General features: G+C 34.4%; 18 protein-coding genes, 1 tRNA gene and 2 pseudogenes. 12 read left to right on the forward strand and 9 right to left on the reverse strand.

What is annotated here, in order from left to right; genetic code table 11:
* Nucleotides 1-204: 204 nt before the first annotated feature.
* Nucleotides 205-1,965, reverse strand: coding sequence for a DNA primase (dnaG, locus tag QUS22_RS04525; RefSeq protein WP_289513798.1), 1,761 nt, complete (start codon nt 1,963-1,965; stop codon nt 205-207).
* A gap of 166 nt (nt 1,966-2,131) precedes the next feature.
* Between dnaG and ubiG the strand changes: the two genes are divergently transcribed.
* Together ubiG and metG are read left to right on the forward strand one after the other, a co-directional pair.
* Entirely contained in the window at nt 2,132-3,307 is a 1,176-nt protein-coding gene (gene ubiG / locus QUS22_RS04530; protein ID WP_289513799.1) for a bifunctional 2-polyprenyl-6-hydroxyphenol methylase/3-demethylubiquinol 3-O-methyltransferase UbiG, read from the forward strand.
* A gap of 53 nt (nt 3,308-3,360) precedes the next feature.
* Nucleotides 3,361-4,908: a methionine--tRNA ligase gene (gene metG, locus QUS22_RS04535; RefSeq protein ID WP_289513800.1), complete on the forward strand. Its 1,548-nt coding sequence runs from the start codon at nt 3,361-3,363 to the stop codon at nt 4,906-4,908.
* Between the two features lie 37 nt (nt 4,909-4,945).
* On the opposite strand, the gene QUS22_RS04540 is transcribed toward metG, so the two are convergent.
* From QUS22_RS04540 to QUS22_RS04550, 3 genes are all read right to left on the reverse strand, one after another.
* Complete coding sequence (locus QUS22_RS04540) at nt 4,946-5,161, reverse strand: hypothetical protein (RefSeq protein ID WP_289513801.1); 216 nt, start codon at nt 5,159-5,161, stop codon at nt 4,946-4,948.
* Between the two features lie 79 nt (nt 5,162-5,240).
* A complete protein-coding gene (locus QUS22_RS04545; protein WP_289513802.1) occupies nt 5,241-5,468 on the reverse strand; it encodes a hypothetical protein in 228 nt (75 codons plus the stop codon).
* A 182-nt stretch (nt 5,469-5,650) separates the two neighbouring features.
* Complete coding sequence (locus tag QUS22_RS04550) at nt 5,651-7,102, reverse strand: replicative DNA helicase (RefSeq protein ID WP_289513803.1); 1,452 nt, start codon at nt 7,100-7,102, stop codon at nt 5,651-5,653.
* A 113-nt stretch (nt 7,103-7,215) separates the two neighbouring features.
* Here QUS22_RS04550 and QUS22_RS04555 point away from each other — a divergent pair.
* A tRNA-Leu gene (locus QUS22_RS04555) sits at nt 7,216-7,298 on the forward strand.
* A gap of 24 nt (nt 7,299-7,322) precedes the next feature.
* Entirely contained in the window at nt 7,323-7,919 is a 597-nt protein-coding gene (locus tag QUS22_RS04560) for an RDD family protein (protein ID WP_289513804.1), read from the forward strand.
* 570 nt (nt 7,920-8,489) lie between these two features.
* Here the strand turns inward: QUS22_RS04560 and QUS22_RS04565 are convergent.
* The 3 genes from QUS22_RS04565 to QUS22_RS04575 form a co-directional block, all read right to left on the reverse strand.
* On the reverse strand, nt 8,490-8,645 hold the full coding sequence (locus QUS22_RS04565; protein ID WP_289513805.1) for a hypothetical protein: 156 nt from the start codon (nt 8,643-8,645) through the stop codon (nt 8,490-8,492).
* Between the two features lie 21 nt (nt 8,646-8,666).
* The gene (locus QUS22_RS04570; protein WP_289513806.1) at nt 8,667-8,792 is read right to left on the reverse strand and encodes a hypothetical protein; all 126 of its coding nucleotides are present in this window, start codon (nt 8,790-8,792) and stop codon (nt 8,667-8,669) included.
* A gap of 197 nt (nt 8,793-8,989) precedes the next feature.
* On the reverse strand, nt 8,990-9,175 hold the full coding sequence (locus QUS22_RS04575) for a hypothetical protein (RefSeq protein WP_289513807.1): 186 nt from the start codon (nt 9,173-9,175) through the stop codon (nt 8,990-8,992).
* A gap of 865 nt (nt 9,176-10,040) precedes the next feature.
* Here QUS22_RS04575 and QUS22_RS04580 point away from each other — a divergent pair.
* From QUS22_RS04580 to secF, 3 genes and pseudogenes are all read left to right on the forward strand, one after another.
* Nucleotides 10,041-11,999 carry a heme lyase CcmF/NrfE family subunit gene (locus QUS22_RS04580; protein WP_289513808.1) on the forward strand — a complete coding sequence of 653 codons (1,959 nt, stop codon included), beginning with the start codon at nt 10,041-10,043 and terminating at the stop codon, nt 11,997-11,999.
* Between the two features lie 324 nt (nt 12,000-12,323).
* Nucleotides 12,324-12,494 (forward strand): annotated as a pseudogene (locus tag QUS22_RS04585) (helix-turn-helix domain-containing protein); the annotation flags it as partial.
* 285 nt (nt 12,495-12,779) lie between these two features.
* Entirely contained in the window at nt 12,780-13,661 is an 882-nt protein-coding gene (gene secF, locus QUS22_RS04590; RefSeq protein WP_289513809.1) for a protein translocase subunit SecF, read from the forward strand.
* On the opposite strand, the gene QUS22_RS04595 is transcribed toward secF, so the two are convergent.
* The gene (locus QUS22_RS04595; RefSeq protein WP_289513810.1) at nt 13,638-14,150 is read right to left on the reverse strand and encodes a TIGR02281 family clan AA aspartic protease; all 513 of its coding nucleotides are present in this window, start codon (nt 14,148-14,150) and stop codon (nt 13,638-13,640) included. The genes secF and QUS22_RS04595 overlap by 24 nt on opposite strands.
* A gap of 274 nt (nt 14,151-14,424) precedes the next feature.
* Here QUS22_RS04595 and yidC point away from each other — a divergent pair, with 274 nt between their 5' ends.
* From yidC to QUS22_RS04620, 5 genes are all read left to right on the forward strand, one after another.
* On the forward strand, nt 14,425-16,143 hold the full coding sequence (gene yidC / locus QUS22_RS04600) for a membrane protein insertase YidC (protein WP_289513811.1): 1,719 nt from the start codon (nt 14,425-14,427) through the stop codon (nt 16,141-16,143).
* Nucleotides 16,121-16,549: a 6,7-dimethyl-8-ribityllumazine synthase gene (locus QUS22_RS04605; RefSeq protein ID WP_289513812.1), complete on the forward strand. Its 429-nt coding sequence runs from the start codon at nt 16,121-16,123 to the stop codon at nt 16,547-16,549. Before yidC ends, QUS22_RS04605 begins: the two co-directional genes overlap by 23 nt.
* Complete coding sequence (gene nusB, locus QUS22_RS04610; RefSeq protein ID WP_289513813.1) at nt 16,549-17,031, forward strand: transcription antitermination factor NusB; 483 nt, start codon at nt 16,549-16,551, stop codon at nt 17,029-17,031. The genes QUS22_RS04605 and nusB overlap by 1 nt, the downstream gene beginning before the upstream one ends.
* Before the next feature lie 160 nt (nt 17,032-17,191).
* Complete coding sequence (gene infA, locus QUS22_RS04615; RefSeq protein WP_289513814.1) at nt 17,192-17,455, forward strand: translation initiation factor IF-1; 264 nt, start codon at nt 17,192-17,194, stop codon at nt 17,453-17,455.
* Nucleotides 17,433-18,029 (forward strand): Maf family nucleotide pyrophosphatase, encoded by a 597-nt coding sequence (locus tag QUS22_RS04620; protein ID WP_289513815.1) that lies wholly within the window; start codon nt 17,433-17,435, stop codon nt 18,027-18,029. Before infA ends, QUS22_RS04620 begins: the two co-directional genes overlap by 23 nt.
* Here QUS22_RS04620 and QUS22_RS04625 read toward each other — a convergent pair.
* Nucleotides 18,021-19,309: pseudogene (locus QUS22_RS04625) on the reverse strand (hypothetical protein); the annotation flags it as partial. The gene QUS22_RS04620 and the pseudogene QUS22_RS04625 sit on opposite strands and share 9 nt — an antisense overlap.

Raw genomic sequence — 19,309 nt, forward strand, 5'->3', positions numbered from 1 at the left:
GCTGATAATGTAGACAACGATGTAAAAGAAACATGATGCACCAAATACGGTAAATTTTTTGTCGTTTAACCTGCACAGACTTAAGATAAATAAATACCCTAAATCTCAGGATAAGGGAGCTAGTGAGATTTGTCAAGTAAGTTTTTCGTTTCTACTTGGATGACACCTTTTACTATTTAACATCATATAATATAACTGTAGCAATTACTTTTGAATAAACTCCATTTGCATTTCCTGTATACTACTTTCTATTTGCTTTATTTGTTCTATCAGCCTTTCCTCTAAGTCAAAATTACCGCTCAGTCTTGCTTTGGTTTTTTCTTCTTGTAGTGAGTTTAATTCTTTTAGTAACATTATGTTATTCCATACAATTTTTGCAGATTTTCTCTCGTTTAATTGGCTATTTAGTACACTAGTTTTTTCACATATAAACTTTATGGATTGACTAACTTTAAATCGCTCTAACTCTAGTAAGAGTACCCTTTTATCGAGTTTACTTCCATTATTTGTCACATCAATTATACGCTGTTGTAAGCTTTTCATCTCTGCGTTAGAAAATTCAAAATGGGAAAATTGCTCAAAAAATACAGGATGGTGTAAGATTTCAGGGAATTCTATTGCTATACGTAAAATTATGGCCTGATTCTGCTCTGCTTCAATTAGCTCTGGAGATTTGTTGTGAAGATATTCACCTTTTGTTGCTCTAATTTTACTGTTAAAAACCTGCTTTTTGAGGCTTCTTCTTAATTCACTTACCTTATTGTAAAAATAATCTCTGTAATACCTTCTAATACTGCTGTTACTGATAGCGTTGACATATTTCATAAACTTGTGCTCAAGAACTGAATATTTTTCTGGAGCGAGTTTTTCGTAGTTTTGTAGACTACTATTGACTATGTGATGCCATAAATATGAAGAATGGAGTTCTGTTAAGTTGTCAAGCATAACTAATACGTCTTTTTTATTATATTCCAGTTCATTACATATATCGTGTGGGTCTTTATCACTCGGCAGAGTGACAAACTTCAACATGTATCCAGGCTCTAATATTGTTAGAGCGAATTCCGCAACTCGGGTAGCAGCCCGATGTCCGGCACTATCGCCATCCATACAGATGGAGATTTCTTTAGCAAATCTCCATAGATTTTTTATCTGTTCTGCAGAAATTGCGGTACCAAGCGGAGCAACTGTATTGCTAACTCCTGCTTGATGTAATGCTATCACATCCATATATCCTTCAACAACAAATACATGCTGTTTTTTGCGTATTTCCCTCAGAGCAAAGTTTAATCCATATAAGTTTTCTCTTTTCTTAAATAGCTGATTCTCTGGACTGTTTAAATATTTTGGCTGTTGCTCAGGACTCAGCGCACGTCCGCCAAAACCAATAACCTTTCCCGCAATGTTATATATAGGAAATATCAGCCGATCATAAAAATAACCGCGGAGATTTATGTTGATTAATCCAATATCAATCAAAGTTTTGTCTTCAATACCTGAGGAATTTAAGTATTCTTTCAAACCAGAGTTTGGTGCGTAGCCTATCTTAAATTTATCTATAATTTCAGGCGAAATCTTGCGCTGCTTTAAATAAGCTATAACACCCTGATTTTTCTGTGCGAACCAACTTGCAGCTAAACTCAATGTTGAAAACAGTTTATCGCTTTCTCTAGCAGCGCTGAGGTTTTTGGGCAACTCAACACCTGTAGCTGATGCTAGCTTTTCCAGTGCTTCTTTAAAGCTTAAGCCCTCAGTCTGTGAAATAAACTCAAACACATCACCATGAGCTGAGCAACCAAAACAGTAATATAACCCCTTGGTATTGCTCACCGAAAAAGATGGAGTTTTTTCATTATGAAACGGGCAGAGCCCAACAAAACTATCTCCTCTTTTTATTAGCCTGACTTTCTTACCTACTATGTCGGATAATGACAGTCTTGATTTTATAATATCTATGTAATCCATTTTATCGAATTAGTAGCAGAATAAAAATTATATAGAGTTTATGTGCATCTGACTCGAAATTTATTTCAAGCTTCAAGTCTCTCGAAAGACTAGGAGGGCTTGACAGATAGATCAAAATAAATTACCCATATAAATATCCTTAAGTTATGTAAGGTCAAGTTTTTGTATGTCAGATGTAGTATCGATTGCCTCAGATCATGCCGGTTATGAATTAAAATCAGAAATAAAACCTTATCTGGAAACCCTAGGTTATAAAGTGGTAGACCAAGGCTGCGCTGCTGAGCAAAAGTGTGTAGATTACCCAGACTATGCTGTCAAAGTTGTAGAAGATATAACAAACAAAAAAGCAAATTATGGGATATTAATTTGTGGTACAGGTCTGGGTATGAGTACTGTAGCAAATCGCTTTGAAGGAATCCATGCTGTTTTATGCAATAATGTTGAAATTACAAAATTAGCTCGCGAGCATGGTAACGCGAATGTACTGTGCCTTGGTGCAAGGTTTACTGCTAATGAATTAGCGAAAGATATAGTTAAACAATTCCTAGAAACAGAATTTTCAAAAGAAAGTAGACATAAAAAACGCCTTGATAAACTTTGCAATATAACCTCTTCTAGTAAGAAAAAAAGCACACAAACTTATAACGAAGATGAAGTATCAAAACTTGCTAGAATGGTAGGCGAATGGTGGGATGAGAATGGCAAATTCAAACCATTGCACATGATGAATCCTATTAGAACATCCTACATTATCGAGAAAATAAAAGAATTGAAGAAGAGTGATTTAAAAGAATTATCACTTCTTGATGTTGGATGCGGTGGTGGCATTTTGTCAGAGTCAATGGCGCGCGTTGGCATTAACGTTGCAGGAATAGATGTATGTAAGGAAAACATAAAAGTAGCACAGTCACATGCGAAAAAGGTAGGGCTAAACATAGAATATAAACACATCGGTGTTGAAGAGCTGAGCAATGACAAAAAATACGATGTAGTTTTACTGATAGAAGTAGTTGAGCATGTGGACAATTTAGAGCTTTTCATGAAAAAAGCGATAGAACTACTAAAACCAGAAGGGCTAATCTTTATATCCACAATCAATAGAACTATTAAATCTTTCTGTCTTGCAATAATTGGTGCGGAGTATGTATTAAACTGGTTGCCGAAAGGTACGCATAACTGGAATAGATTTCTCAAACCGTCAGAAATTGCGAATCACCTAAGAGAAAATAATGTCACACTACAAAATATGGCTGGTATGGAGTATAACGTAATAAAGCGTGAGTGGAATTTAACTCAAAGTGTAGATGTTAATTATATACTTTGTGGCTCAATGAACAGTTAGTCTCTTGATTTTTACCACTAGTGCAGGTACGATAGAGCCTTTAGCACCGTATAATGGGACAATTCGAGAACTTTTACATTACCACGCCAATATATTATGTAAACGACAAGCCACACATTGGTCACGCATATACTTCTCTCATCTGTGATGTTACAGCTAGGTTTATGAAACTAGCTGGGAAAAGCGTCAGATTTACCACTGGTACAGACGAACATGGGCAAAAGGTTGAAAAAGCAGCTAAAGCAAAGGGAATGCAGCCAAAAGAGTTTACAGATGAAGTAAGCGTTTCATTTAGAAAATTGGCTGAGCTAATGAACTTTCAATATGGCGATTTTATTCGTACCACGGAAGAACGTCACAAGAAAGCAGTTATAGCTTTATGGAATAGGCTTGAAGAGAGGAAACAAATATATTTGGATTCCTATTCTGGTTGGTATTCAGTTCGTGATGAAGCATTTTATCAGGAATCAGAACTAATAGATGGCAAAGCACCAACAGGCGCTGAAGTTGAATGGGTAAAAGAAGAAAGCTATTTTTTTCGTTTGTCGAACTGGCAAAATAAATTGCTGGAATTATATGAAAATCAACTAAATTTTATCTTTCCTGAAAGTAGAAAAAATGAAGTGGTATCGTTTGTAAAATCAGGACTTACTGACCTTTCAATCTCTCGCACTAGTTTTAACTGGGGAATAAAAGTTCCAGGAAATCACAAACACGTAATCTACGTCTGGGTAGACGCATTAACTAATTATCTCACGTCAGTAGGTTTCCCAAATACTGAAGATGAAAAGTATAAGAGATTTTTGGAGACCGACAACTCCTTCAACGTTCACGTAATCGGTAAAGACATATTGCGTTTTCATGCTATATATTGGCCGGCGATTCTTCTTGCAGCAGATTTGCCACTGCCAAAACAAATAGCAGTTCATGGTTGGTGGTTGAATGAGGGGGAAAAAATATCCAAATCCCTTGGCAGTATCATAGATCCAACTGGCTTGGCTCAAGAGTTTGGTGTCGATCAATTACGCTATTTTCTCCTTAGGGAAGGGAGTTTCGGTCAGGATGGCAATTTCAGTAAGAAAAACATGATCAGCCGAATAAACTCAGAACTTGCAAACAATATAGGCAATTTAGTGCAAAGAACAATTTCATTTCTACACAAACAATGCTCAGGAATTGTACCAGCAGTTGATCGAAATTTGCTTAAAAGTGATGAAAGTTTGCCAAATTGCAAAGCTATACTAGATCAAGTGATGGATCATCTATTAAAGTATGAATTTAACCACATTATACTTTTAATCACCAATATCTCTTCTGAAGCCAATGCTTATATAGATAAAAGTGCACCCTGGACATTGAGCAGAACTGACAGAGAGCGCATGAATTTAGTAATCTACAAATTATTGGAATACATAAGAATAATTGGCACTTTATTGCAGCCAATCATTCCCAAATCAGCGGAAATGATACTTGATCAATTGCAAATTCCAAGGGAAAAACGTGATTTAAAATCTCTGTGCAAGACGTGTGTGAGCTTAGGTGTTACATTAACTAAACCTACGCCGATTTTTTTGAGGTTTGATGTTAGAGAGGAGAAATAGTTTTTAAAGCTATTTTTCCAGGATAAGATTACATCCATTAAAGGCTCTTACTATCAACACTTGCAGGCGATACTTTAGGTTTATTAAGAAATGACCCAATCCATGCAGCCCAGCTTTGACTATTTTCTTCTTTAGCAGGCTGATTTTCTGGACTTCCAGTATCTTCAAACAGATTCCCAAGAGCTACAGAGTCCAAAACTTCTTCTTTTTTTTCTTCCTTTTTAAATAGATTCTTGAGATCTGCATAGTCCAAAACCTTTTCTTGTTTTTTCTCTCTACGTTCTTGACGTTTCAGTATGTCATCTTTGTTAAGGTTAGCAATAGCTTTGTTCTTAACCTCTATTACTCTTTTTGCCTGAGTCAGCTGATTTTCCCGAGTTAGAAATCTCAGTATCTTTCTCAGAAATAGTATTGTTTTTGTTAATTGCTACAGATGAAAGTGCAATAGTTATAGCAGAAAATGTAGCACAACCAATAATAAATGGAAGGCTAACATTTAAGGCTGCAACTAGAGTTAAGAAACTAACATAAGGAGCTACAGCAAATACTTCTGATGCCAATAAGTTCCAATAGCCAGAGCACAACTCACAAGATAAGGTGAATTAGTTTTATTAGATATATTTTTAATTAATATACCTCACTAAGATTAATTTATTATTAGGATTGTAGAACAAATAAAAAGTTAAGTCAATTTTATAAAAAATTAGAAAGTCAAAATGAAAATAGATATTAGCAAAAGTTGCTACACACTATGCCTATCTGTATAATCTTTAAATGCACCTCTGTTGGAGTCAAAATATAACTTCACACTGCCAATTGGCCCGTTTCTTTGTTTTGCAACAATTAGCTCTGCAATGTTTCTAATTTTCTCCATTTTCTCTTGCCATTCTCGATGTTTATTACTTCCTTCACTTGGCTGCTTTCTCAGTTCATAATATTCCTCTCTATAGAGGAACATTACTATATCTGCATCCTGCTCTATGCTTCCTGAATCACGTAAATCGGCAAGTTGCGGTTTTTTGTCGTCTCTCTGTTCAACAGAACGAGAAAGCTGAGATAGTGCAACAACTGGAATGTTCAGTTCCTTTGCAATTGCTTTTAAGCCTTGTGTTACTTCCGAAATTTCTTGCACTCTATTTTCGTTACTTCTCTTTGTTGTCCCTCTGATCAACTGTAGATAATCAATAAATACCACTTCTACATTATATAGCTGATACAACAAACGTATTCTGGTGCGAAGTGCGCTAATTGACAGCGCAGGGGTATCGTCTATGATAAAAGGTAATTCGGATAATTCTGCACTAGCATTAATAAATTCATGCAATTCAAAATCACTGATTCTTCCAGTTAATGCCTTATAATAACTAATTCCTGAATCTATAGTCATCAATCTTGCAGTTAATTGTTCTGCTGACATTTCAAGTGAAAAAAACGCTACATAGTATTGTTTATCTGCTCTTTTCTGCAAGATCTTACAAGCATTGAGTGCGATATTTAGTGCCAATGCTGTTTTACCCATAGAAGGCCTTGCAGCTAGAATTAATAGATCAGATTTTTGCAGACCACCAAGAAGCTGATTTAGATCTTGAAGTCCGGTTGTAATACCTAGCGCTTCTGGATTATTTTTCAGCTTGCTGATCTTTTCAACTACGTCTTTAACTGAACTTGCGAGCTTTATGTATGTCTTTTCATCTTGCTTTTTTACTGCTAAGTTGAACAACTTAGTCATTGCTTGTTCGATTTGTAACTGTGCAGGGTTTTCGATATCATAGTTATAACTATCATCAACTATCTCCTGCCCGAGTTTGATTAAGCACCTTCTTAAGTAAGTATCACGGATTATTCTAGTCAAACTATAGATATCAAGTGCGATACTTGCCTTCGCTGCGAGCTTTGCAAGATATTCAACTCCACCGCATTCAGTAAATGCTTGGTCGTTCTCAAAAAACATTTTGAGACTTAATTCATTGGCAACTATGCCGTGTTTTCTGGTTTTATATATCTGCGTGAAAATGCTTTGATGCAGAGGATCATAGAAATTATCTGCTGTGATTATGTCCTCAACTGCATCACAAATTCTATTATCACGAATTATTGCACCAATGAGCATTTGTTCAGCTTCTAAGTTATGTGGTAGTTTGCATATTTCCTTGTCTACACTTCTTGAATCGATGAGACTAGCTAATTCATTCATTTTAAGTTTTTAGAGTAACTGTAGATTATTGTAGAATATTTAGTCTCATTTGAAAGATGTAAAGGCAAAAAAATTTGACTAATCCTGTGTTGTCTATAGCATTGAAACTTAAGGCCCCTGTGGTGGAATGGTAGACACGGCAGACTCAAAATCTGTTGCTTGCAAAAGCATGCTGGTTCAAGTCCGGCCAGGGGCACGTTAAATATTAGAAAGTGCATATATGTTACACAAATTTTTTGATCGTTTATTTTCTATTTTTTCTTCTATCAATATCATTCAAAAGGTGAAAAAGGATAAAAATGGAATATGTTATGTAACGGGACTTAGGCGCTATATATCAGTTTTGTTTGATTTAATTATTATCGTTTTATTCTTGCAGTTTTGTAACCAAATCTTAAATCAGCTCTTTATGCATTCAGAGGACGGCAGAATATTAAGTCGAATTACTGCAAAATATCAAATGCAAGTGCCGCTTTCCATAGAAGAAAAGACGACGCAAAGTAGACTCATTAGATTACTGATCCTAAATCAAATTGCCCAATTCATTATGCTCTTTAGCTATGTGGTATATATGTGGATGAAATTTTCCGCTACACCAGGAAAACTGCTACTTGGGCTCAGAATTGTGGATGCACAAACTTTTGAAAAGATGACCTTAAGACAAGCAACAAAGAGATTTTTTTCTTTCATATTGTCAGTTGCACCGTTATTTCTAGGCTTCTTATGGTCAAATTTCAACAAACGCTGTCAAACTTGGCACGACAAGATCGCAGGCACAGTGGTTGTCACTAATAAAAGCCTTAGAAGGCAGAGCTGAAGAACTACTTGACAGATTTTAATAACTTCATTATCATGGCATTAAGGGTGTTTTTAGCCTATAGGCTCAATGACAAAATTCAGTAAAAAACTGGAAGTATTTTTTGGCAGGTTACATCAAATTATTGCGATTTCATGTCTTTTAAATTTTTTCTACATTCAGCCAAGTTGCGCTTAAATTAAGCGTCAGCACATTATTACAGCGCTAATTTAAAGTATTAGAGGGTCAAAACTCGCACTACATGGCTTCTTTTGCCTTTTTTTTGCTTGGTAAATTTCTTAAATATTTATTGCTTAGGTTAGTTGCAGTTTAAAGATCTGAGAGATGTGTCATGCAAGTAGCTGAAACTGGCATCCAGTCTTTCCATAATCATCAAAAACGTTGTATTTTAACATAAAACAACTACTTTTATACTCACCAACTTAATAAAATTCCTGGATTTCAGTGTCTGAGTGCTGGGATGACACCGTCCTTTTTTCTAAATTCCAATGTCAGCTACTTGCATGACACCATTACAAAGTGACGTTAGATCCCAACGTCACGTGCTGGTATGACAGTCAACCTCATCATTTACAACTGAGTTATTTCAGTTTTACTACTGACATGTGAAGCTTCTTCTAGCTCTGTTGAAGGATTTTCCATTTTTTCCAGCTGAGTATTTAACTTGTTCTGTATGTTCGATAAAGCTGAGCCAAAATTTCCGTCAACCTGCTTTGCCTCATACATATTACCAGTTAATGCTTCGAATTATTCCACACCACATGAACTGCTCATTTCTTGTGGCATGCTTTTGAATATTGCTCTTATTTGGATTAAGTTTTGACGAATTTTCTCCTGATATCCAGCGGTTCTTTCTTGATATATATCGATCATTTTTTGACATGCATTGCCTCTAAGCGGATGTTCTTTTTTCTCTTGTATAGTAAGAGCTTTGAAAATTTTTACAATTAAGGATTACTGCCCTGTATTTTTTTATGTCGCTAATCACCGCTGATTATTAACTTACCTATTTCCCTCAAATCCTTTTGCTTTTCTTTTCTTTCAATTGTACCCTTGGGTTCATTTTTTGCCTAGTTCATTTTGTCATACAAATTTTTGCATTCTTTATAAGATGCCATTGGTTGTAGCACTCCTTCTTCTACGCCTTTATCGTAAAAATTCTTTAACTCATTACTTGGTAATATTGCTATGGTATCTTTTCCTTTACCATGTGATTTAGGGTACTTTTTATAGAATAAACTAATATGATTTAACAAAAAATCTTTAATTAGCTCTTTTTTTTTACTTCAGACAATTTCTCTAGTGTTTCTGTATATTTCAGAATTTCAACAAAAAGTTGAGGGCCAGCTAACTCAAATGTACAAAGAAGTTCTTCTTTACTCCTGCGAAAATTCCTAATTGTTTCCATTTTTGATCGTGTATTATTAGTGAATTTCTTTTTTAGCTCTGCTCTTTTCTTTTGATCTTCCTCTGGGTTTCTTTTGCATTTTTAAAAAAATCTTCAGCTTATTTTTTTATCGCTGAGAGTTCATTAAAGGCTTTTTCTGGGATAACCTTTCTCAAAACACTAATAGCTTCTTTTATTGCTCTTTCTCTCTTTATTATTACTTTTTTTCATTCAGTATTAGATGCTTAGTTTTGGTGAAAGCATTACCGCGATCACTTTTACAATGTCACAAACAACGCGTTTACAACTTGTTAAGTTGCTGCATAATCTATTTCTTTTGCAAAACAATCAACGAATGATTGCCACATTTCCTTGTTAACGAACTTACTTGTCTTATTTTCAAAGTCTTCTCTACTTTTAAATCCTAAAATGGTATAGAGATGTTTTTTAACTATTGATTAGTCATACTGTTTTGTTACTCTATTATTTTTATTAAATAGAAATTTACCGATTTTGATGGTGCCCATGATGTTACCTCAACACTAATGCTGCATAATAAAAGTATTAAACTTAGTATTTAATTTTTACTTACTATTAACGTGATTGACGCAGTGAAATATGGAGATACCAAACTAGCGTCAATAGCAAGAAAACTTATATATTTTGCTCCTATGTTAAAACTTTAACTCCTAGCTCGTTATTAGTAATATTATTTATATGAATTACTATGATTTATGTCTGAACTCGGGAATATATTGCTATTAGGGGCCTGTTTATTATCTTTAGTGTATTTATTTCTACCGCTCAATTCTTATCAGTTTATCACCACTTCTGTATTTTCCTGTGTATCAGCGTCAATGGTTATTTTGATTTACTGCCACATTACGAACAATTTCTTGCTCGAAAATGTATATTACCACTCTCACACGACAAAGTCTTTGATCTATAAAATTTGTGGTGTTTGGGGGAATAAAGAAGGGTCTATGTTACTTTGGACCTTAGTGCTTACCTTTTACCTATTTCTGATGGGTATTTTTATTGATAACGACAGTGAATTGAAGAAAGTATCCTTGATCACCCAAGGCTTAATTTGCTTTTGTTTTTTGTTGTTCACTTTACTTGAATCCAATCCTTTTACTAAAATGTCAAGCATTGAAACGGATGGCCTTGGTTTTAATCCAATATTGCAAGATATAGGTCTTGCTATTCACCCACCAATATTATATTTGGGTTACCTTGGATTTAGTGTTCCTTTCTCGCTTTCTATAGCTGGATTGATTGCAAGCACTGAAGGAAATATTTGGGCTAGAATTGTCAGGCCTTGGGTGCTTGTTTCTTGGTCGTTGCTTACATTAGGCATAAGCCTAGGTAGCTGGTGGGCATATCGCGAGCTTGGTTGGGGTGGATTTTGGTTTTGGGATCCGGTAGAAAATGTTTCTTTGATGCCGTGGTTAATTGCGGTAGCACTGACACATTTGTTACTCGTGGTACGAAATTTCAATGTTTTAAGGAACTTTGCCATTTTGCTCACGCTTACAACTTTTATATTGAGCGTAACTGGAACATTTTTAGTCCGCTCTGGAATACTCGCTTCGGTGCATACGTTTGCAGATGATCCAAGGTATGGACTGTATATATTGGCTCTACTTGGTGTAATTACAGTTAGTAGCTTTGTAGTATTTATCGCATTTGCAAAAAAGAATAGATCTCTTACACCACTACCTGTCATCCCAGCGTCACACGTTGGAATAACACTGGAGGGCACACCAAAGCAAAACTTCCCTGTTTTCTCACGTTTTACAATGATGTTGATGAACAATCTATTATTTATTACTGCTTTTTTTATCGTATTTGTTGGCACTTTATATCCTATAATGCTTGAATACTTAACTGGTGAACTCATTTCAGTTGGAGCACCATACTACAATTCCTTATTTAACCCTATTGCACTGGCTATTTTAGTCCTCATCATGGTAGGGCAACACTGCCGTTGGCAGGGAAATAGTCTATTAACAATATTCCGTGAATATAGATTCTCATTTTGCAGTGCTGTGGCTATTTTGCCGTTTATCTTTCACATGGAGCTAATGATTGTGCTATCAATTACCATCTCCATAGCGTTATTAGTCTTTGTTTTAGAAGCTTATAGTAAAAGAATTCGTTTATTTAAGGTAGCACTGAGTGAATCAATTTTATTAGCAGGAAGAGTTCCCAAGTCTTACTATGCTATGATGTTAGCTCATGCTGGAGTGACAATTCTAGTGTTTGGTATAACTTATTCAGTTGGTTGGCTGGAAAAAAAAGAAAGTTGCTTAAAAATAGGAGATAGCATAACGGTCAATAAATTTAAAGTCACTTTGCGGAATATTGAATTGATAAAAGAGAAAAATTTCCATGCAGTGAGAGGTACAATGGATATTAAGAATCTGTTAAATAACAAGGTATTAGGTGAAGTAACTCCTGAATATAGATTTTACCTTGTGGAAGCTCAGAAAAGTGTTGAAAGCAGTATTTATCACAATTTATTTTCTGATATCTATGTTGTAATTGGAGAAATTGATAAGAGTAAGAGTAAAATTGCGACTAAAGTGCACTATAAGCCTGGAATGCCTATAATTTGGCTTGGATCCTTTCTCATCGCTTTGGGTTCGCTTCTTACTGCTTTTTCTAGTAACCGAACAAAGGTTGTCTAGCTGTGAGTTGTAGCTAGCCGCGGTATCTTGGAAGGATTATATTAAATCTCATTGAAAAAAAGAGGCATCTTATAAGAGCTCACAACAAAAATTCATATAGTTATTACTATAGATAGCTATCTTATGAATATATAAAAAAAGTTATAAAAAATAATAGACTATTATAAAACCTTATGATAAGGCGTATGTTTATTTATATAAAAGAGCGATATGGGTGACTCCAATGATAGCAATGACAAAAAGTGTATAGACCCTATATATTACGAAATAGGACAAAGGATAAAATACTGGAGGGTAAAGTAAAGATATGCTCAAAAGGATTTAGCAAATAAAGTTGGAGTATCACAACAGCAAATACAAAGGTATGAGACAGTGGAAAATGATGTTTCACACGAAAATTTGCATGCTTTAGCGAAGGAATTATCAGTTGATATTATAGCTCTACGCCTGGACCTGAAAAAGGTGAAAAGTAGGATAGTGAAGCAGGGGTATTAAGTTTAATGGAAGAATGTAATAAGGTTAATAATCAAGAATTATTGAATATATTGGATTTGTTGGCCTGTTTTTATGTGAAAGCATACAGGCCTGCAAAAAAGAAGTTATAAAAGCAGTTAAGGTTGAAGTTGTATAGAATCTGTTTTGGTTAAGTGTCTCTATCAATGTTATCTCCTAAATAACTGGTTTATCAATTGGTGAAATTGCATGACTCGATGATCAAATCACAAAATAAACTAGTGAATCTTTTGAAAAGTATATAAAATTCAAATTTAAGTAAAGAGCATGGCAGTTAGACTTATTCCAGATAACCTCAATATCAAGTTTAGTAAGTATAGGAAGTTAACTGCACTCATTAGTATTATTCTTGTCATTTTTTCAATGCTTATTGTTACGCTGCGTGGAGTGGATTTAGGCATAGACTTTACAGGTGGAATTTTGATGGAAATAAAATCTTCAAGCGAAGATCGTACTGTTCTTGATGTATTGAAAGAAAATGGCCTTACGGTACAGAGTTCAAAAGCGGGTGATAATTTAGTCATGAGTTTTAAAGAAGAGGGAGATGAAGATAAAATTAAAAAGATAAAAAGCATACTAGAAGAAAAGCTGGGTAGCTCAATAAACTACCGTAAAGTAGACTATGTGGGACCTCAAATAGGCCCAACACAGATATTTGAAGGAATATTATCCATGTTGATTGCTATTGTTGGAATATTCTTTTACGTTTGGTTTAGATTTAATTGGCAATGTGGATTTGGTGGAATAATAGCACTGATTCATGACGTGATTTTAACCATTGGTTTTATTAGCTTGACTGGCATTGAGTTTAATATTTCATCAGCTGCAGCTCTCCTTACTGTAATTGGTTATTCAATCAATAATTCAGTAGTTATATATGATCGAATTCGAGAGTATCAAAAGAGTGATAAAAATAGGCAGTTGAGTGAGGTAGTAGATGCAAGTATTAACACTACATTATTTCGCACTGTCTTAACCTCAGGTACGACTCTTCTTGCTGTTATTCCTTTGACATTAACTTGTGCAGGTGCAGTCAGAGACTTCTGCTTGATTGTCTTTTTTGGTATTTTAATTGGCACTTGTTCTGCAATATTTATCTCTGCTCCTATATTGACCTGCAAGGCTTTAATGAGCAGATTCTCGGTATAATATCAGCTTATTATCACTTATAGTGAAATGAAAATATCTCAAAAAACTCATTCCAAGTAATGAATGGGACATGGGATGGGTGTTAACGCTGGCCTGTAAGTCATTGATTAAAAAATTTCCTATTTTGACTTGAGGTATTTGAATCACCCCAGCTCTTATTTGGCCTTTTGCAGTTTCATATATTTTAAAATTTTGAATATTTTGTAGGTTAATACCAGCATATAGTGCATCTTTTTGTGATAGAACAATGTCGGTTGCACCGGTGTCAAGCAAAAACGTTATATTATGACCATTGACTTGAGCTTGAATATAAAAGTGTCCATCATATGATTTTGTGAATTCGATACTGCCATTATTCTGAATCCTTCCTTTATATGGTAAAAAAGTGCTGAGAAATCTGTTTGTTAGTTTGTCCATTTGTGAATCGATAATCATTGCAGTAATAATTATTATTAGTAGCCAAATAACTAAATTTTTTACCACTTTCATATCAGATCTCTTACATGATCATTATTTAAGCAAAAAATTAACAACGCGCTACTGATTTCATTCTAGCGTGTGACGCTGGAATCTAGAAAGAAGAAAGGTAGATTCAAGTGTCAACTATTTGGATGATAAATAGGAACTTATTGTTAAAATTTGAAGCCATTACAATAAATTTTAAATACTAGCGTTAAAAGTCATTATTAAAAATAAGTAAATTTTATTGTTTTAGTACAATATTTAATATAAACTTTAAGGTGGTAAATTTAGCTTAAGTTTTATGTCAGAAGCAAGAAATCTAATTTTGGTAGCTATCCTTTCCGTGTTAATTATGGTATCTTGGCGCGTTATTTATGATAATTTTCTTAATGCGGGCCAAGACCACCCGTCAATTGAAAATATTGAACACATAGAATCTTCTAACGGTCTTGCTTCTATAATACACCAAAACCGTTCCGAAATTATTAACTTTACTCGAGAACAAAGAGTTAATTTAGCCAATAATATGATTAAGGGGTCTATTTCTTTAAAAGGTGCAAGGTTTGATGACTTAATTTTAAATAATTACCACTTAGAACCAAGTTCTTCTTCTCCACAAGTGGTGTTGCTATCACCTGCGGAGTCAGAAGATGTATATTTCGCAGAATTTGGGTGGCTGGATCCAAGTAACAAAATTAGAGTCCCAGATTCTAAATCAGTCTGGCAAGCAGATGAAACTGAACTAACTAGTCAAAAAGCGGTCAATTTGTTTTGGGATAATAAAAATGGCACTGTCTTTAGAATGAAAATTAGCCTTGACGATAATTACATGTTTAAAATTGAGCAAATTGTTGAAAATAACACGAAAGATAATATAGTTTTGGTTCCTTATGGTAAAATTAACCGTAAACGCACTAATATTAGTGAATCTTATTGGATATCACATGAGGGAGTGCTGGGTACGTTTGATAACAAACTAGAGGAGTGGACATATAAGGATATTGCCAAGAGACATTTAATAAAAACAAACACGAATGAAAAAAATTGGTTTGGTTTTGCTGACAAATACTGGTTTACAGCCATCATACCTGAAAAATCTGATAAAATAAATGTAAGCATTAAACACACGAACGTTAACAATGTTGATAAATTCCAAGTAGATTTTATTAAGCATTACAAGAGCATACTTCCTGGTACAAGTATTTCTAATGTGAATTACTTTTTCGCTGGAGCAAAAAAGTTGAATTTGCTGGATTATTATAAGAGTACTCTCAATATACCTTTATTTGATAAAGCCGTAGATTTTGGTGTTCTCTACTTTATAACTAAGCCAGTGTTTTTACTGCTTGAGTACTTTAACTTCGTTTTAAAAAACTTTGGCTTAGCAATATTGTTGCTGACTTTAGTAATCAAACTTTTTATGCTTCCTTTATCTAATAGGTCATGTGTTTCAATGTTTAAGATGAAGAGTCTACAGCCTGAAGTGGCTCGTATAAAAGAGTTGTATAAAAACAATAGCTTAAAACAGCATAAAGAGACAATTGCATTGTTCAAGAAAAACAACATAAACCCAATTTCGAGCATTCTTCCTATGGTAATACAAATACCAGTTTTTTTTGCTCTATATAAAGTATTATTTGTTACTATAGAGATGAGGCATGCTCCTTTTTGTTTATGGATTAAGGATCTTTCGGCCCCCGACCCAGCAAACATTTTCACATTATTTGGATTATTTAATTACAATTTCCCTATTTCAGTAGGCATTTTACCTATAATTTTAGGTATTACCATGATAATTCAGCAAAAGATCAATGAGAAAGATCAGGTCAATAAAGATGATGTGCAAATGAACGTTATGAAATTTTTACCTTATATTTCTACCTTTATTTTTTCCTCTTTTCCTGCAGGCCTGGTAGTATATTGGATATTTAGTAACATCATAACTTTAATTCAGCAATCATTGATAAAGTTCTTTTTAACAAAGAAAGTGGGAATAAATGTCGAAAATACTGATAGTTAATTCAATTTACTATGCTGAAGTAGCAAACCTTTTGCTTGAAGGTGCAACTGATAAATTAAAAGGCAGTAATACTAATTACGACGTAGTTGAGGTTCCTGGTGGATTTGAAATACCGGCTGCAATTCTTTTTGCAATCAAGAGTGGACATGTTAATTATGAAGGTTATTTAGCTCTTGGGTGCGTAATTTGTGGTGAAACTGATCATTATCAATATGTTTGTAAGGGAATAATAGAAGGCTTGAGCAGAGTTGTTATGCGTTACGCGGTGCCACTTGGTATGGGTGTAATTACTGCTGACAGCAAAGATAAAGCTTTGGTAAGAGCTGATAAGAACAAAAAGAACATCGGTGGTCACGCAGCCTCAGCTGTTTTGCATATGGTAGATTTATACAAAAAATTAAGCTGATGGAGGGAGAATCTGTAGACAAGGAATGGCGTATGAAAAGAGGCGCAGCGAGATTTCTTGCTGTACAAGTTGCTTATTCAAATATTTTTATAGGTTACAACAAAAGCACTTTGGAGTTAGAAAACTGTGAGTTTAGGGACTACGTAAATAAGTTAGTAGATATATTTGAATGTAAAGGATTTGATTATCAGCTCTTAGAAAAATTGTCATATGAAATTATAAAGAACGGTGAAAAATATGATAAAGTAATAGAGCGTTATTTACACCCAAGCTGGTCTCTTTCACGTTTAAATCTCATAAGCTTATCTATTTTGCGTGTTGCAATATGTGAATTAGCTAATTGTGATACACCTGCTCCAGTTGTTATTAATGAATATACTAATATTGCATCTGATTTGCTTGATAAGCCAAGTAAAGTTGGTTTCATTAATGGATTGTTAGATAAGGCAAAAGGTGCAGTCAAGCTAAACAAAAATTCTTGACAGTTTTTTTACAGCGTGTAACAAGGAGCAAAGAACCAGTGCCTAAGTATTTGGAAAACAAGAAAGTGGCAATGGAATAACAAAGGGTAGTACAAAAGGTCTTTTATATTCTTTAGGATCTGTGGTAGACTGACAAAGATTATTTAATTATAAGTAACAAATGATAAAAGACGAGAAGTCGAAAACACTTTTTGAAGTGGAAGGAACAGTAACCACTTTGTTACCTGCAGCGGAGTTTAGAGTGAAGTTAGATAATGAGCATGAGATTGTTTGCCATGTATCGGGGAAAGTGAGAAGGAGTAAAATACGCATTGTTATTGGAGATAAGGTATTAGTAGAGATGAGTATTTACGATAGGAATGCGAGAAAGGGTAGGATAATTAGAAGGCTTAAAGATACAGGTGAAAGAACAATCTCTAAATAATCTTATTCTTGCTTCATCATCAGAAAGGCGTATAGCTTTGCTAAAACAAATAAATATTAAGCCAGGCTTAATTTTGCCAGCAGATATTGACGAAACCCCTTTGAAAAAAGAACTTCCAAAGGATTACTCAATCCGTATGGCAAAAGACAAGGCTGAGAAAATACGAAGTTCAAATCCAAATTATTTTGTGCTTGGTGTTGATACAGTTGTAGCTTGTGGTAGAAGGATATTGCTTAAAACTGAAAACGTTGAGCAAGCAGAAAAATGCATTCGTTTGTTATCAGGAAGAAGACATAGAGTATACACCAGTGTGTGTCTATTAACTCCCGATCGATCCAAACAACATATTAGAAGTGTAGTTACAATAGTAAAGTTTAAACGTCTCAGTGAACAAGAAATTAAGTATTATTTGGCATCAGAAGAGTGGAAAAATAAGGCAGGGGGGTGCAACATACAAGGCCTTGCTGGAGTGTTTGTATTGTTCTTACGTGGCTCTTACTCTTCTGTTATAGGGTTACCATTACATGAAACCTATTGTTTGCTAAGTAATTATTTTAACCTTGATTTATCTTGAAGCACCTTTAGTGTTTTTTTCTTGTTGCTCAGCAATATATTTAGTCCAAAGTAATCTTCTGTTTTTATTACCTAGCGCGGTTCTATTGCTATCATGACTATTAGTGTGTTCTACTAAAGTATCTTCTCTTTCTTTTTCTATTATTCCAATTTTTAGTTGCACTTCATCTTTTTTTAGCAATTTATGTAGATTAAGCTTTTTATCTATAGTCGACTTAGTATCAGTGTCTTCTCGTTCTGCCACTTTTTTTACATCTGTTGAATTGTCTTTCAACAGTCCATCTTTTAATAAAAGTTCTCTAGTTTGTTTGCTCATTCCTTTCTGATTTGCTGGTTTTAATCCATGTTGCTCTTGGCTGAATTTCTTTTGTAACTCTGATTCATCTTTATTTTGTGGTGGCTTGTTAGTAAAATCGACTTTCTTTAATCCGCGATTATCCTGATTAAGTCTTGCTTTAAGTTCTGATGTACCCTCACTTTGTAGCGGTTTATTGGAGAAATCAGCCTTCTTTAACTGTTTCGAATCTACTTGAGATTGTACACTATTAGCATGAATTTGAGATGAAGAGCCCGAGTCACTTTGTTTAACATTCCTTCTTTTTTCCTTCCAATTTTCTAATGCTTCACTTATTTTTTGATAATTCAACTCCTCCTCAGGTTCCTCGCCACTTCTACGAGAACTTTTTTGTAATTGAGTGCCACTATTTTGTTCAACATCTATATTTCCCTCAATACTAACTGGAGATATAAGTCTGTTACTATTATTCTCCCTTTTCTTTCCGATATTACCTTGGCTACTTTTCTTAGATAAATTTTCCTCTAGAGCATCAAGATTTTGATTACTTTCTTTACCTTCAATTTTATTCTTTAGCCATTTGTATATTGGTTTCTCTTCTTTTATTTTTTCTAAAACGTTCTCTAAGAATGAATCTTTAGGAATATGTTTTTCAATGACTTGTTGTGCTGGCTTTTTCAATCCTTTATCTAACCTTTTCAATACTTCTTTTAGCTCGCTTGTCGCTTGATCATCTGAGTGAGTAGATTGAGTACTTTTTGACTCCTTACCAATTGGCTCACTTGACACTGTATGAGTTTCACTATTACGATCCTTACTATTTTTTCTATGTTCTTCTAATGTTTCATCTTCTTTTTGGTGATTTAACTTCTCTTCCTCAAGCTTCCTGGTTAGGTGTTTCGAATCTACTTGAGATTGTACACTATTAGCATGAATTTGAGATGAAGAGCCCGAGTCACTTTGTTTAACATTCCTTCTTTTTTCCT

It is taken from the genome of Wolbachia pipientis (assembly GCF_030373985.1).
Taxonomy (GTDB): Bacteria; Pseudomonadota; Alphaproteobacteria; order Rickettsiales; family Anaplasmataceae; genus Wolbachia; species Wolbachia pipientis_D.